This window comes from Bradyrhizobium denitrificans (genome assembly GCF_013179005.1).
In the GTDB taxonomy this organism is placed as follows: Bacteria; Pseudomonadota; Alphaproteobacteria; order Rhizobiales; family Xanthobacteraceae; genus Bradyrhizobium; species Bradyrhizobium denitrificans.
Window position 1 is genome coordinate 130,243 of the sequence record NZ_JABFDP010000012.1, and the last position, 13,674, is coordinate 143,916.

At 65.1% G+C, this 13,674-nt stretch carries 14 protein-coding genes; 1 reads left to right on the plus strand and 13 read right to left on the minus strand.

Annotation, left to right across the window (positions count from 1 at the left end):
- Nucleotides 1-144 precede the first annotated feature (144 nt).
- Nucleotides 145-1,263 carry an NADH:flavin oxidoreductase gene (locus tag HL671_RS14990; protein ID WP_172236839.1) on the minus strand — a complete coding sequence of 373 codons (1,119 nt, stop codon included), beginning with the start codon at nucleotides 1,261-1,263 and terminating at the stop codon, nucleotides 145-147.
- 181 nt (nucleotides 1,264-1,444) lie between these two features.
- On the opposite strand from HL671_RS14990, the gene HL671_RS14995 reads away from it, so the two are divergent.
- Entirely contained in the window at nucleotides 1,445-1,768 is a 324-nt protein-coding gene (locus tag HL671_RS14995) for a winged helix-turn-helix transcriptional regulator (RefSeq protein ID WP_041751412.1), read from the plus strand.
- Nucleotides 1,769-1,857: 89 nt separating this feature from the next.
- Here the strand turns inward: HL671_RS14995 and HL671_RS15000 are convergent, their stop codons facing one another.
- From HL671_RS15000 to HL671_RS15055, 12 genes are all read right to left on the minus strand, one after another.
- Entirely contained in the window at nucleotides 1,858-2,835 is a 978-nt protein-coding gene (locus HL671_RS15000) for an MBL fold metallo-hydrolase (protein ID WP_246579511.1), read from the minus strand.
- Between the two features lie 58 nt (nucleotides 2,836-2,893).
- Nucleotides 2,894-4,390, minus strand: a complete 1,497-nt coding sequence (locus HL671_RS15005; RefSeq protein ID WP_085972604.1) for an AMP nucleosidase — start codon at nucleotides 4,388-4,390, stop codon at nucleotides 2,894-2,896.
- A 116-nt stretch (nucleotides 4,391-4,506) separates the two neighbouring features.
- Nucleotides 4,507-5,466: a Gfo/Idh/MocA family oxidoreductase gene (locus HL671_RS15010; protein ID WP_012042866.1), complete on the minus strand. Its 960-nt coding sequence runs from the start codon at nucleotides 5,464-5,466 to the stop codon at nucleotides 4,507-4,509.
- Between the two features lies 1 nt (nucleotide 5,467).
- The gene (locus HL671_RS15015; protein WP_012042865.1) at nucleotides 5,468-6,331 is read right to left on the minus strand and encodes a class III extradiol dioxygenase subunit beta; all 864 of its coding nucleotides are present in this window, start codon (nucleotides 6,329-6,331) and stop codon (nucleotides 5,468-5,470) included.
- Nucleotides 6,332-6,721: a protocatechuate 4,5-dioxygenase subunit alpha gene (gene ligA, locus HL671_RS15020; protein ID WP_012042864.1), complete on the minus strand. Its 390-nt coding sequence runs from the start codon at nucleotides 6,719-6,721 to the stop codon at nucleotides 6,332-6,334.
- A gap of 12 nt (nucleotides 6,722-6,733) precedes the next feature.
- Nucleotides 6,734-7,648, minus strand: a complete 915-nt coding sequence (locus HL671_RS15025) for an amidohydrolase family protein (protein WP_172236840.1) — start codon at nucleotides 7,646-7,648, stop codon at nucleotides 6,734-6,736.
- Between the two features lie 8 nt (nucleotides 7,649-7,656).
- Complete coding sequence (locus tag HL671_RS15030; protein WP_012042862.1) at nucleotides 7,657-8,595, minus strand: NAD(P)-dependent oxidoreductase; 939 nt, start codon at nucleotides 8,593-8,595, stop codon at nucleotides 7,657-7,659.
- 6 nt (nucleotides 8,596-8,601) lie between these two features.
- The gene (ligK, locus tag HL671_RS15035; protein WP_172236841.1) at nucleotides 8,602-9,297 is read right to left on the minus strand and encodes a 4-carboxy-4-hydroxy-2-oxoadipate aldolase/oxaloacetate decarboxylase; all 696 of its coding nucleotides are present in this window, start codon (nucleotides 9,295-9,297) and stop codon (nucleotides 8,602-8,604) included.
- Nucleotides 9,298-9,312: 15 nt separating this feature from the next.
- Nucleotides 9,313-10,338: an amidohydrolase family protein gene (locus tag HL671_RS15040; RefSeq protein ID WP_172236842.1), complete on the minus strand. Its 1,026-nt coding sequence runs from the start codon at nucleotides 10,336-10,338 to the stop codon at nucleotides 9,313-9,315.
- A gap of 60 nt (nucleotides 10,339-10,398) precedes the next feature.
- Nucleotides 10,399-11,775 (minus strand): MFS transporter, encoded by a 1,377-nt coding sequence (locus HL671_RS15045; protein ID WP_012042859.1) that lies wholly within the window; start codon nucleotides 11,773-11,775, stop codon nucleotides 10,399-10,401.
- Between the two features lie 307 nt (nucleotides 11,776-12,082).
- Nucleotides 12,083-12,982, minus strand: coding sequence for a LysR family transcriptional regulator (locus tag HL671_RS15050; protein WP_172236843.1), 900 nt, complete (start codon nucleotides 12,980-12,982; stop codon nucleotides 12,083-12,085).
- Nucleotides 12,983-13,230: 248 nt separating this feature from the next.
- Entirely contained in the window at nucleotides 13,231-13,644 is a 414-nt protein-coding gene (locus HL671_RS15055; RefSeq protein WP_012042857.1) for a TspO/MBR family protein, read from the minus strand.
- Nucleotides 13,645-13,674 lie beyond the last annotated feature (30 nt).

Genomic DNA, 13,674 nt, shown 5'->3' on the forward strand with positions numbered 1-13,674 from the left:
GCTTCGCATCTCCGGCCCCCTCTCCCGCAAGGGGAGAGGGGGCACCGAGCAAGTCTCCACTCATCGAGTTCCACTAGCAGTGAAGGTCATCCACGCTGCGAGAGGAGGACACGAATAGACAATATCAATCAGCAAGGATGCAGCTCAAACCAGCGCACCGAGATCCGCGGCGTTGAAGCCCTTGAGGCTGGACTTGTCGCCGGCCTTGATCTTGGCGACCCAGTCGGCATCGCTGATCAGCACGCGGCCGACCGCGATGAGATCGAATTCGTCCTTGGCCATGCGCTCCAGCAATGCGTCGAGATCGGCCGTCGTCGACGGCTTGCCGGCAAACGCCGAGAAGAAGTCCCCGGACAGGCCGACAGAGCCGACGCTGATGGTGGCCGCGCCCGTGATCTTCTTCGCCCAGCCGGCGAAGTTCAGGCCCTTCTCGCCGTCGATCTCCGGGAATTCCGGTTCCCAGAAGCGCCGCTGAGAGCAGTGCAGGATGTCGACGCCGGCATCGACCAGCGGCTGCAGCCAGTCGCCCATCAGGGCCGGCGTCTCGGCGAGACGCGCCGCGTAGTCCTGCTGCTTCCATTGGCTGACGCGCAGGATGATCGGGAAGTCCGGGCCGACCGCCTTGCGGATGGCGGCGACGATCTCGCCGGCAAAGCGCGAGCGCTCCTTGATGGTAGCGCCGCCATAGCGGTCCTCGCGCTTGTTGGTGCCGGCCCAGAAGAACTGGTCGATCAGATAGCCGTGCGCGCCATGGATCTCGACGGTGTCGAAGCCGGTGCGCTTGGCGTCAGCCGCGGCCTGCGCGAACGCCGCGACGGTGTCGGCGATGTCGTTCTCGGTCATCACCTTGCCGCGCGGCTTGTCCGGCGCGACCAGGCCCGACGGGCTCTCCACCGGCGCATCCGGCTCCCAGCGGCTCATGCCCTTGGTCGAGCCGGTGTGCCAGATCTGCGGCGCGATGCGGCCACCGGCGGCGTGCACGGCGCTCGCCACGCTCTGCCAGCCGGCCAGCGCAGCATCACCGTGGAAGAAGGGAATGTTGGGCTCGTTCTTGGAGGCCGGGCGGTTGACCACCGTGCCCTCGGTCAGGATCAGCCCCACGCCGCCTTCAGCGCGGCGGCGGTAATAGGCGACGTTGGCCTCGCCGGGAATGCCATTCGGCGCCGCGTTGCGCGTCATCGGCGCCATGACGATGCGGTTCTTCAGCTCCAGCGTCTTCAGACGGAAGGGACGAAACAGCACGCTGGTATCGAGATCGGACATTCAGAAGGCTCCATTGCGTTCGGAACCGCTCCAGTATACTTCGTAAACCTGAAGTCAATCAGGCACCTGAAGTCGCTCAGGTATATCCGAGGAAACCACTGCCGTGACGGCCGCGCCGAATGCAGAAACCACCCCGCCGCGCTGCAAGCCGCAGCACTTCTCGTCGGAATGCCCGAGCCGGGTGCTGATCGACCAGATCGCCGACAAATGGTCGATGATGGTGCTGGCCGTGCTCGATTCCGGCCCGCTGCGCTTCAACGCCATCAAGAAACAGCTCGAAGGCGTCACCCAGAAGGCGCTGACGCAGTGCCTGCGCCGTCTCGAGCGTAACGGCCTCGTCTCGCGCGAGGTGATCGCGGACTCGCCCGTGGCGGTTCAATACGAGATCACGCCGCTCGGCCGCACCCTGCAGCCGCCGTTCCGCGCGCTCTACGCCTGGACCATCGCCAAGATGCCCGAGGTCGAGCAGGCGCGTCAGGCGTTCGATCAACGCTGGGCGCGCTGATATCGTACGGCAGTGCCCGCCGTGGACCCCGGCGGCGGTTGAAGAACCAGCGGCACCGGAGCTGCCCTCAGCTTGTTGATGCCAGCAGCCTACTGGTCGGAACGCAGCGGTTGGATCGGCTGATTCTTGGCATCCGCACCCTGCACATCGTCTCCGATCGTAAACGAATCGAGGTCGTGACCGACCACGAACGGGCCGCGATACGTCGTTCTCGTCCGCGCAATCAGCATGTCCTCGGGAACGTCCTGCACGGGCTTCAACGTCGCGAAGACGATGTGCGAGTAGACCGCGAGCTTCGGGCCGGCGATCGAGAAGATCTTGCCCGCCTCCTCAGGCGAGGAGTGGTGCGCTTCGATGTCGCGATAGGACGGATAGCTCTTCGACAGCTCCGGCTCGATCACGGCAACCTCGTGAACGAGGAGATCGGCGCCTTTCGCCGCGTTGGCGACCCGCTCGTCGTATTTGGTATCGCCGGAGAGCACCACCTTCTTGCCGTCATACTCGATCACGTAACCGAAGGATGGCTTGATCTTCTCACCGTGATTGACCTCGATCGCCGTCACCTTGACGCCGTTCTTGTCGTAGACCGGTCCCGGCTCGATATCCTTGACCACGAAGGCGACGCCCTCCGGAGGGAGATGTTCGTCGTCCTCGCGAATCCGAATGTCCTCGGCAAACGCCTTGGTCAAATTCTCGGTCATCGCCACCGTTCCCATGGGACCAAAGACGATCATGGGAGACTTGCGCGACGCCCAGGGCGTTCCGATCCAGCCGCTCAGCCACATGTCCGGCAGCCCGACGAGATGATCGGAGTGCAAATGAGTGATGAAATGCGCGGTGATGGAGCCGAGAGCGACCCGTTTCTGAAACAGCCTGATCGTCGAGCCGCGGCCAAAGTCGAACAGCAGCTTTTCAGGGCCGGCCTCGATCAATGTCGACGCGCTGAAGCTGCTCACGCGCGGCGTCGGCGTTCCCGTTCCGAGCAATGTCACCTTCATCGTTTCGGCGCTCGCAGCCTGTCCGGACACGAGCATGGCCACCGTCAAGAGTGTCGGCCCGATTCGCATTATCTCTCTCCTTTTCTTGTTGGTCTTGTTGTTCGTCGTCTTGGCCGAGTCCAAACCGCTACTGAAACGCCACTTCCGCGAAGCTGCGCAGCTTCCGCGAATGCAGCCGCTCCGACTCCTGGTGCTTCAAGAGCTCCAGCGCCTTGAGGCCGATCTGGAGATGCTGGCCGACGCGCTGGCGATAGAAGTCGCTGGCCATGCCCGCGAGCTTGATCTCGCCATGCAGCGGCTTGTCGGAGACGCAGAGCAAGGTGCCGTAGGGCACGCGGAAGCGATAGCCATTGGCGGCGATCGTGGCCGATTCCATGTCGAGCGCGATCGCGCGCGACTGCGACAGCCGCCGGATCACGGCCGGACCGGAGATCTCCCAGTTGCGATTGTCGACGCTGGCCACCGTGCCGGTGCGCATCACCCGCTTCAGCTCGAAGCCGGAATAGCCGGTGACCGTCTCCACGGCCTCCTCGAGCGCGACCTGCACCTCGGCGAGCGCCGGGATCGGCACCCAGGGCGGCAGCTCCTGGTCAAGCACGTGATCCTCGCGGACATAGCCGTGCGCCAGCACATAGTCGCCGAGCCGCTGCGTGTTGCGCAGGCCTGCGCAATGGCCGACCATCAGCCAGGCATGCGGCCGCAGCACCGCGATGTGGTCGGTGACGTTGCGCGCGTTGGACGGCCCGGTGCCGATGTTGATCAAAGTGATGCCCTGATGTCCGGGCTCGACAAGGTGAAGCGCCGGCATCTGTGGCGTGCGCGCCGGCGCGGAGCCCGTCGTGCCGCCACCGAGACGCGCATTACGGGTGATGACGTTGCCCGGCTCGACGAAGGCCTCGGCTGCCCCCTGCCCGGCCACCAGCTGCTGCCGGCACCAATCGGCGAACGCATCGACGTAGAACTGGTAGTTGGTGAAGATCACGAAGTTCTGGAAATGGTCGGGATCCGTGCCCGTATAGTGATAGAGCCGGCGCAGCGAGTAGTCGACGCGCGCGGCGCGAAACAGCGACAGCGGCTCCGGCATGCCCGGCTTCAGCTCGAGCGTGCCGTCGGCGATTGCATCGTCCATCGTCGAGAGGTCCGGCGCGTCGAACACGTCGCGCAGGGAACGCGTCACCAGCGGGCTCTCGTGATGCGGCAGCGCCGTCTCGATGTTGATGTCGCGCCGATAGGCGAAATGCACCGGGATCGGCTCGGCGGATTCGCCGATCTCGACCGGCACGCCGTGATTTTCGATCAGGAGGCGGATCTGCTCGGTGAGATAGGAGCGGAACAGGTCCGGCCGCGTCACGCTGGTTTCGTGCACGCCAGGCCCCGCGACGAAGCCGTAGGCGAGCCGCGAGTCCAGCCGGGCATGGCTCGCGGTGGTCAGGCGCACGAACGGATATGTCGCCCGGATCCGCATCGCCGGCACCACGCCATTGGCATAGGCCTCGAAATGGCCGCGCAAATACGCCGTGTTGCGCTCATAGATCTCTTCGAGGCGGGCCACAGCGGCGGCGGCGTCGGTAAAGGTCTCGGTCGGTAAGGGTTGCGGCGATTGCACGGTCAAAGGCGGCCTCATCTTGCGGAAGCCGATGGTAAGCGAAGCCGCCGCTCCGGCGCAACGCTCGCCGGCGATTCTTCAAGCCCCCGCCGGAGGCACCCTCCCCGCGCAGTGGCGCGAGGAGGGCGAACGTGTCAGCCCTTGGCGAGCTGCACGTCGAGATCGTGCAGCACCTGGTAGCAGGGCAGCACCTGGGCGACCGAAGCGTTGGGCTCGCGGCCCTCCTTGATCGCGGCGAAGAACTCGCGGTCCTGCAGCTCGATGCCGTTCATGGAGACGTCGACCTTGGAGACGTCGATCTTCTCCTCCTTGCCGTTCACCAGATCGTCGTAGCGGGCGATGTAGGTGCCGGTGTCGCCGATGTAGCGGAAGAAGGTGCCGAGCGGGCCGTCATTGTTGAACGACAGCGACAGGGTGCAGATCGCGCCGTTGGCGGCCTTGAGCTGGATCGACATGTCCATGGCGATGCCCAGCGTCGGGTGGATCGGTCCCTGGATCGCGTTGGCCTTCACAATCGGCGAGCCCGCCTGATAGGCGAACAGGTCGACGGTATGGGCGGCGTGGTGCCACAGCAGATGATCGGTCCAGCTGCGCGGCTGGCCCAGCGCATTCATGTTGGTGCGGCGGAAGAAGTAGGTCTGCACGTCCATCTGCTGGATGTGGAACTCGCCGGCCTTGATCTTCTTGTGCACGAACTGATGGCTGGGGTTGAAGCGCCTTGTGTGGCCGCACATCGCGACCAGCTTGGTCTCCTTCTGCAGCTCGACGACCTGCTGCGCGTCCTTCAGCGAATCCGCGAGCGGGATCTCGACCTGGACGTGCTTGCCGGCCTTGAGGCAGTCGATTGCCTGCGCCGCATGCATCTGCGTCGGCGTGCAGAGGATCACGGCGTCGACCTCCGGCAGCTTCAGGCTGTCGGCGAGTTCGGTCGAGACGTGCTTGATGCCGTATTTGTCGGCGACTTCCTTGGTCTGGTCGAAGCGGCGCCCCACCAGCGACACCACCTCGACGCCATCGATGTTCTTGATGCCGTCGAGATGCTTGATGCCGAAGGCGCCGGCGCCGGCAAGCGCGACCTTGATGGTCTTGCTCATATCAGTTGTTCTCCAGGATCAGATGGCCGACCGCAGTGTTGCTGGCCGGCACATGGTAGAAGCGGTGACGCACGGTCGGCGCGTTGCCCTTCTTGGTCTCGTTGACGTCGCTCATGGCGCCGCGTGCGATCAGCCACATCACGAGTTCGATGCCCTCGCTGCCGGCCTCGCGCACGTAGTCGATATGCGGCACCTTGGAGAGCCCTTCGGGATCGTTGATGAGCTTATCCAGGAACATATTGTCCCATTCGCGATTGATCAGGCCCGCGCGCGGGCCCTGCAGCTGGTGGCTCATGCCGCCGGTGCCCCAGATCTGCACGTTGAGCGGCTCGTCATAGCTCTCGATCGCCTTGCGGATCGCCTTGCCCAGCATGAAGCAGCGGCGGCCCGACGGCACCGGATATTGCACGACGTTGACGGCGAACGGGATCACCGGGCACGGCCACGCATCGACCTGACCGAAGATCAGGCTGAGCGGCACGGTGAGGCCGTGGTCGACGTCCATCTTGTTGACGATGGTGAGATCGAAATCGTCCTGGATCACCGACTGCGCGATATGCGCGGCGAGCCGCGGGTGGCCGATCACCTTCGGCACGGGGCGCGGGCCCCAGCCCTCGTCGGCCGGCTGATACTCGGCGGCGGTGCCGATCGCAAAGGTCGGGATCATTTCCAGGCTGAAGGCGGTCGCGTGGTCGTTGAAGACCAGGAACACGACGTCCGGCTTCTGCTCCTTTTCCCACTGCTTGGCGAAGTCGTAGCCTGCGAACACCGGCTTCCAATAATCCTCGCCGGTCTTGCCGAGGTCGAGCGCCGCGCCGATCGCCGGAACGTGCGAGGTGAAAACGCTTGCGGAGATCTTGGCCATTTACTTCTTCTCCCCGGTGTAGCGGTTGCCCTCAGGCGAGCGGCCGCCCTTCACCATCATGTCGCGGTATTGTTCTTCGGTCATGCCGGTCATGCTGCCGGCCATCTGCTGAAAGCTCTTGCCATCGGTCGCACCGATCTTGGCGAGGAAGTAGATGTTGCCGCCAAGCGCAATGCAGCGGTTCAGGTCACGATCGAGCACCGCCTGCTTCTGCTCCTCGCTCATCGGCCATTCGTCGAGATAGGCGCGCTCATTGGCCTTGAAGCGGGCGCGGTTCTCCGCCTTCATCAGTGACATGCAGAACTGGTTGAGGTGATAGCCCATCCGCGACATGTCCGCGTCGAAGATGGTCGTGCCGGGAACGTCGGTATAGGGTTTGTCGAGCGACATCGCTTCCCTCCTTCAGGATTCTTCGGGCCAGTAAAGCCGCATCGGGTTGTCGACCAGGAGCTTGTGCTGCAGCTCCGCGGTGACGGCGATATGCGGAATGAAATCGACCAGCAGGCCGTCATCCGGCATGTGGTCCTTCAGGTTCGGATGCGGCCAGTCGGTGCCCCACAGCACGCGATCGGGGAAGGTCTCGACGATGCGCTTCGCAAACGGCACCACGTCGCGATAGGCGTTCTGCTCGCCATTCAGCGCCGGCGGTCCCTTGACCGAGAGACGCTCCGGGCAACTCACCTTGGACCAGACGTTTGGGTGCTCGCGCATGAACTTCACGAACAGCTCGAACTCCGGACCGTCGACCGGCTTGGTGACATCGGGGCGGCCCATGTGGTCGACGACCACGGTGGTCGGCAGCGAGGTGAAGAAGTCCCACAGTTCCGGCAGGTCGACCGCCTCGAAATAGATCACGACATGCCAGCCGAGCTTGCTGATGCGGTTGGCGATCTCGATCAGCTCGTCCTTGGGCGTGAAGTCGACCAGGCGCTTGACGAAGTTGAAGCGGACGCCGCGCACGCCGGCGTCGTGCATCGCCTGCAACTCGGCGTCGGTGACGCTGCGCTTCACCGTGGCGACACCGCGGGCCTTGCCGTTGGAATGCACGAGCGCATCGACCATGGCGCGATTGTCGGCGCCGTGGCAGGTCGCCTGCACCACGACATTACGGGCGAAGCCGAGATGGTCGCGCAGCGCGTAGAGCTGGTGCTTGGACGCATCGCAGGGTGTGTACTTCCGCTCGGGCGCATAGGGAAATTCGGCGCCGGGGCCGAACACGTGGCAATGCGCATCGACGGATCCGGCCGGCACCTTGAAGCGCGGCTTCGACGGGCCGTCGTACCAGTCGAGCCATCCCGGGGTCTTCTGGAACTCCATGAGGTTCCCTACTCCTTGGACTTGATCTTGTTGAGAATGCGATCGGCCTCGGTGCGCCAGTCCGGGCTGCGCGCGAATTCTTTCGTGCCACGCGCACCGAACAGGCCGTCATCGGCGAGATCGGCGACCCAGGCCTGGCGCTCGGCGGTCCCCTCCGCCGACCAGGGCGTCAGCCCGATATCACGCACGGTCTCGGCGACCTCCCGCACCTCCTCGGCGCGGCGGCGGCCATGCTCGATCACGCGCTGAAAGAAATAGGCGCCCTGCTTCTCCCAGTCGATGCCGGGAAACGTCTCCTGCAGCGAGGCGATCACCGCATCCTCGACGCCGTAGGCGCGCGCAGTGGTGAAGCTCTCGATCACCATCGCCTCGAGGCCCTTGATCATGATGCTGCGGCACATCTTGGTCGCCGAGGCCACGCCGAGCTTGTCGCTGGCCGCCTTGGCGGCGAAGCCGAGCTCGTTGAGCAGCGGCGCCAGCTCGCGCGCCCCGGCGCCACCGAGCAGCAGCGGCACCTTGATGCGATAGGGCGGCACCGAGGTCATGACGGCGCCCTCGACATAGCGCCCGCCTCCCCCATCGATCAGCGCGGCGGCGCGCTGCTTGGCGCCGGGCGAGGCCGAGTTGAAATCGAGGAACCAGGCACCCGGCTTGATGGTCACAGCGCAGGCCTCGGCGACCGCCACGTCCTGGCTCGCGGTGACCGCGGAGACGATGAAGTCGGCCTGCGCCGCCAGTTCGGCATGCGAGGCCGCCAGCGTCACGCCGATGCCGTCGGCGTGGCTGCGCAACGCATCACCACGCGAGTCCTCCAGCTTGACGTCATAGGCAGAGACGCGCACGCCGTCCTTGCGCAGATCCTCGGCGAGGATCTTGCCGACCTCGCCGTAGCCGATCAGCCCGACATGCCATCGGTTCGAAGGATTTTGGTTGGACGCCGCCGTCATGCTCGATCAATCGATGTATTTGAGCCCGGCCTTCGCCAAGGGCTCGCGCATCTTGTACATGTCGAGACCGAGCACGCCCGACGCCAGCTTCTCGCGCTTGTCGGCCTCGTTGGCCTCGCGCGCAGCGGCGGCATCGGCCGCCTGATGGGCGACCGCGGCCGGCACCACGACGATGCCGTCGACATCGGCGACGATCACGTCGCCCGGATTGACAGCCGCCCCGGCGCAGACGATCGGGATGTTGACCGAGCCGAGCGTCGCCTTGACAGTGCCGCGCGCCGAGATCGCGCGCGAGAATACCGGGAACTGCATCTCGGTGAGGTCGGCGACGTCACGCACGCCGCCGTCGATCACAAGTCCCTGGGCGCCGCGGGCGCGAAAACTGGTGGCGAGCAGGTCGCCGAAGAAGCCGTCGGTGTTCTCGACCGTGCAGGCCGCGACGACGACGTCGCCGGGCTGGATCTGCTCAGCCGCGACATGCAGCATCCAATTGTCGCCGGGCTGCAGCAGCACGGTGACCGCGGTGCCGCACATTTTCGCCGTGGGGTAGATCGGGCGCATGTAGCACTGCATCAGGCCGACGCGGCCCATCGCCTCGTGGATGGTGGCGACGCCGAACTTGGACAGCTTCTCGACCGCCGCCCTGTCGGCGCGGGTGATCTTCGTCTTGACGATGCCGAGATTGTTCATGGATGTGCTCATCGCGATGGTCCTAAATCACTTGCCCTGGGCCTTCAACGCGGCGTCGAGCCGCGGGAACACGCGCCGCGCATTGCCTTCATAGATCTGGTGGCGCTGCTCGGGGGTCAGCTTGGCGGCCTCGATATAGCGCTTGGTGTCGTCGTAGTAGAAGCCGGTCTCCGGATCGATGCCGCGGACGGCGCCGATCATCTCCGACGCGAACAGGATGTTGTCGACCGGGATCACGCCGGTCAGCAGATCGATGCCGGGCTGGTGATAGACGCAGGTATCGAAGAAGATGTTGTTGAGCAGATGATCCTTCAACAGCGGCTTCTTGAGCTCCTGGGCGAGGCCACGGAACCGGCCCCAATGATAAGGCACCGCGCCGCCGCCATGCGGGATCAGGAACTTCAAGGTCGGGAAGTCCTTGAACAGGTCCGAGGTCAGGCACTGCATGAACGCCGTGGTGTCGGCATTGAGATAATGCGCGCCCGTGGTGTGGAAACAGGCGTTGCAGCTGGTCGAGACGTGGATCATCGCGGGGATGTCCAGCTCGACCATCTTCTCATAAATCGGATACCAATGCCGGTCGGACAGCGGCGGCGAGGTCCAGTGACCGCCCGACGGATCCGGATTCAGGTTGATTCCGACGAAGCCGTACTCCTTGACGCACTTCTCCAGCTCGGGAAGGCAGGTCTTGGGGTCGACGCCGGGCGACTGCGGCAGCATCGCGGCGCCGATGAAATGGTCCGGGAACAGCTTGCTGACGCGGTAGCACAGCTCGTTGCAAATCGCGGCCCAGGTCGAGGACACCTGGAAGTCGCCGATGTGGTGCGCCATGAAGCTCGCGCGCGGCGAGAAGATGGTGAGGTCGCTGCCGCGCTCCTTCATCTTCTTGAGCTGGTTGGCCTCGATGCTCTCGCGCAGCTCGTCGTCGCTGATCTTGAGCTCGGAGGCCTTCGGCATCACGGAAGCGTCCTTGATGCCCGCGATCTGCCGGTTGCGCCACTCTTCCAGCGCCTTCGGAGCCGTCGTGTAATGGCCGTGCACGTCGATGATCACGTCAGTCTCTCCCTCAGATTTTCTCGCGAGCCAGCGACGGTCGGCTCAGCAACGATCCGCTCAATGCGCCGCCACGGGGGCGCCGACATCCTTGCCGCTGGCGCGGCCTCCCGGTCCCACGACCTGCTTTACCACAAGGGCGAGCGCCGCGATCAAGCCGGGAACTGCGATCACGGTGAAAATCTCGCTGAAAGTCAGATGCCTCGCGGTCAATTCGGCGACCAGGAAGGAGCCGGCAATACCGCCGAAACGGCCGATGCCCATCATCCAGGCGACACCGGTGGCCCGGCCCTGGGTCGGATAGAAGGCGGCCGCCAGCGCCGGCAGCGACGACTGCGCCGTGTTCATGACGACGCCGGCGACGAACACGATCACCACCAGGAAGCCCATATTGCCGGCCGCCTGGCCGATCAGGAAGATCGTCACGGCGGTCAGCGCATAGCCGACCGCGACGATGCGGTTGGCGTTGAAGCGGTCCATCAGGAAGCCGAAGAACACCGCGCCGACGCCGCCGAGCGGGAACAGCGCCGAGATCAACGTCGCCGTCTGCGGGTTCAGCCCGACATCCTTGAACAGGATCGGCATCCAGTTGATCAGCGAATAGAAGATCACGAGCCCCATGAAATAGGTGATCCACAGCATCAGCGAGCCGATGCGCAGCACCGGCGACAGCACCATGCCGATGCCGGTCGCATTGACGCGCCGCGTCGTCTCGGCATGCTCCGGCTCCAGCATCACGAACTGGCCGATATCGTTCGCGGCCTGCGAGATCCGGCGCATCACCTTGCGGACACGCTCGACACTGGCGCCGCGCGACAGCAGGTAATGCACGGATTCCGGCAGGATCGCGATCAGCAGCACGGTCAGCACCAGCGGCGTGACGCCGCCGAGCACCAGCACGCTGCGCCAGCCCCATTGCGGGATCATCCAGGCGGCGAGGAAGCCGCCGCAGGCCGCGCCCAGCGGAAAGCCGCAGAACATCAGGTTGGTCATGGTGGCGCGCAGCCGGCCCGGGCAGTACTCGCTGAGCAGCGTCACGGCGTTGGGCATGGCCGCACCGAGGCCGAGGCCGGTGACGAAGCGCAGTACGGTGAGTTCCGTCAGGTTGGTCGCGAAGGCCGAGACGAGACAGGCGACGCCGAAGACCAAGACCGAGCCGACCAGCACCAGCTTGCGGCCGAGCCGGTCCGCCACGGGACCGGCGAGCAGCGCGCCGGCGGCAAGCCCGAACAGCGCCGCGCTCAGCACGGGTCCGAGCGCCGACTTCTCGATGCCCCACTCCTTCAACAGCGAGGGCGCGATGAAGCCGATCGCCGCGGTGTCGAAGCCGTCGAGCAGCACGATGCTGAAGCCGAGGGCGAAGATCAGCCATTGAAAGGCGGAGAACGGGTGATCGTCGAGAAAGGCCTGGACGTCGACACGGCCGGTCGTTGGCATCGCTTCTGCTTCCCTGGGTGCTGTTTCTGGCTCGTCAACCGAGGTCCACGAGGGCGCGCGGCACGCGCGATCGCCCTGCTGCTTCGGCGGCTTGACCGGCTATGTGACCGAGCGCGCCAGGGCACACCAGCGCCGGGGGACTTCTATCAGCTATTCCAAATCGGCATAAGATATCAAATGAGCCATGCTGATTTTAGAATGGGTCTGGAAAGCTTTGGCCATTTGTTTTTGCGAGACATAGGCGCCGCGGGCTCCACCCTCCCCTGGAGGGGAGGGTGGCACTGCCCGAAACGAGATCACCAGTGATTCAGCGCGGCAGCTTCCTGATCAGCGCGGTCGCCAGCTTGATCGTCTGCCGCGCCAGCGGCGTCGGCCGCTTGTGCGCCGAGGTGACGAAGCACAGCACGCTGGTCGGGGCGGGCTCGGTCAGGGGGCGAATGGCGAGCTCGCTGGCGCGGCCCGAGGCGGCGACGCCGCTCGGCGTCAGCACGGCGTGGCCGTAGCCGGCGCAGACGAGGTCGATGATCGAGGGCACGCTCGACACCTCCCAGGCGATGTCGAGCTTGATCCCGGCCAGCGCAGCCTGGGTCTCCAGCAATCTGCGCATCGCATGCACGCGCTCGGGCATGATCAGGCTGTAGCGCGACAGCTCGGCCATCGGCAGCGGCGCGGTGGTGCGGCGCTTGCCCTTGGGCGCATGGCTCACCAGCGCGAGCGGCTCCTGCAGCACCGGCGTGATCTCTATGCCGGCCTGGGCCTCGGGATTGTAGACCATGCCGACATCGATGCGTCCGGTGGTGACCCACTCCACCACATGCGTCGACAATCCTTCGACGACGGCCAGTCGCGCCGCCGGATACTCTTTCCGGAAGCGGTCGATCAGCGGCAGCGTCAATTGCCGCGCGATGCTCGGCGGCAGGCCGATGGTGACGCGGCCGACCGGCGCATCACGGCTGGCGCCGAGATCCTCGCGTGCATGCGCCACCAGCTGCAGCACGCCGACGCTGTGATCGAGCAGCCGCTTTCCCGCTTCGGTCAGTTCGACCCCGCGGCCATTGCGCGCGAACAGCTGCTGCTTCAGCTCCGATTCCAGCGCCCGCACCTGCCGCGACAGCGCCGGCTGTGCCACGTCGAGCACGCTCGCCGCCTTGCTGAACGAGCCGAGCTCGGCCACCTGCACGAAATATTCGAGCTGCTTGAGGTTCATGGGTGGGGGCCTCGAGCATCAGGCGTGAGGCGGCCCGGCCACCTACCCCACCCCCCATTGTCGTCCCTGCGAACGCAGGGACCCATACCGCGGAAAGCCGACGATTGAAAAAGGCTCTGCGTCGCCCTTCTTTGTCGACAATTTGGGCTGGCGGCTATGGGTCCCTGCGTTCGCAGGGACGACAGCCGAGCGTGGAGCCGCGCCGTGCCCGATCGTGTCCAACCTCGCCCCATCAGGTCAGCCCCATCTCAATTCAGCACGTTCACCGCAAAATTCAGCACCGACGCAAATCCCACCCAGCACGCATAGGGCACGAACAGCAGCGCCGCGATCCGGTCCTTGCGCCATTGCATCACGATGAAGGTCACGATCAGCACGAACATGCTGGCGATGATCACGAAGGCCGGCCACATCAGATGCGCGGTGAAGAACACCGGCGACCAGGCGAAGTTCAACACCAGCTGGCCCCACCACACCTGCATCACGGCACCGCTGACCACCCGCTCATAGGTACGCCAGCCGGCCACCGCGATCATGATGTAGAGCACCGTCCAGGCGATCGGAAACAGCCAGCCCGGCGGGGTGAACCAGGGCTTGTTCAGCGAGCCGTACCAGGCTCCCGGCAGGTTGGAGGCGCCGATGATCCAGCCGCCTCCGACCACGAGCGCCAGGAGGACGAGGAAATGCAGGAT

What these genes read in the sequence shown, in the direction of transcription:
- HL671_RS14990 (WP_172236839.1), bottom strand. Translation starts at nt 1,263, where the DNA reads ATGTCCGATCTCGATACCAGCGTGCTGTTTCGTCCCTTCCGTCTGAAG.
- HL671_RS15000 (WP_246579511.1), bottom strand. Translation starts at nt 2,835, where the DNA reads ATGCGAATCGGGCCGACACTCTTGACGGTGGCCATGCTCGTGTCCGGA.
- HL671_RS15005 (WP_085972604.1), bottom strand. Translation starts at nt 4,390, where the DNA reads ATGAGGCCGCCTTTGACCGTGCAATCGCCGCAACCCTTACCGACCGAG.
- HL671_RS15010 (WP_012042866.1), bottom strand. Translation starts at nt 5,466, where the DNA reads ATGAGCAAGACCATCAAGGTCGCGCTTGCCGGCGCCGGCGCCTTCGGC.
- HL671_RS15015 (WP_012042865.1), bottom strand. Translation starts at nt 6,331, where the DNA reads ATGGCCAAGATCTCCGCAAGCGTTTTCACCTCGCACGTTCCGGCGATC.
- ligA (WP_012042864.1), bottom strand. Translation starts at nt 6,721, where the DNA reads ATGTCGCTCGACAAACCCTATACCGACGTTCCCGGCACGACCATCTTC.
- HL671_RS15025 (WP_172236840.1), bottom strand. Translation starts at nt 7,648, where the DNA reads ATGGAGTTCCAGAAGACCCCGGGATGGCTCGACTGGTACGACGGCCCG.
- HL671_RS15030 (WP_012042862.1), bottom strand. Translation starts at nt 8,595, where the DNA reads ATGACGGCGGCGTCCAACCAAAATCCTTCGAACCGATGGCATGTCGGG.
- ligK (WP_172236841.1), bottom strand. Translation starts at nt 9,297, where the DNA reads ATGAGCACATCCATGAACAATCTCGGCATCGTCAAGACGAAGATCACC.
- HL671_RS15045 (WP_012042859.1), bottom strand. Translation starts at nt 11,775, where the DNA reads ATGCCAACGACCGGCCGTGTCGACGTCCAGGCCTTTCTCGACGATCAC.
- HL671_RS15050 (WP_172236843.1), bottom strand. Translation starts at nt 12,982, where the DNA reads ATGAACCTCAAGCAGCTCGAATATTTCGTGCAGGTGGCCGAGCTCGGC.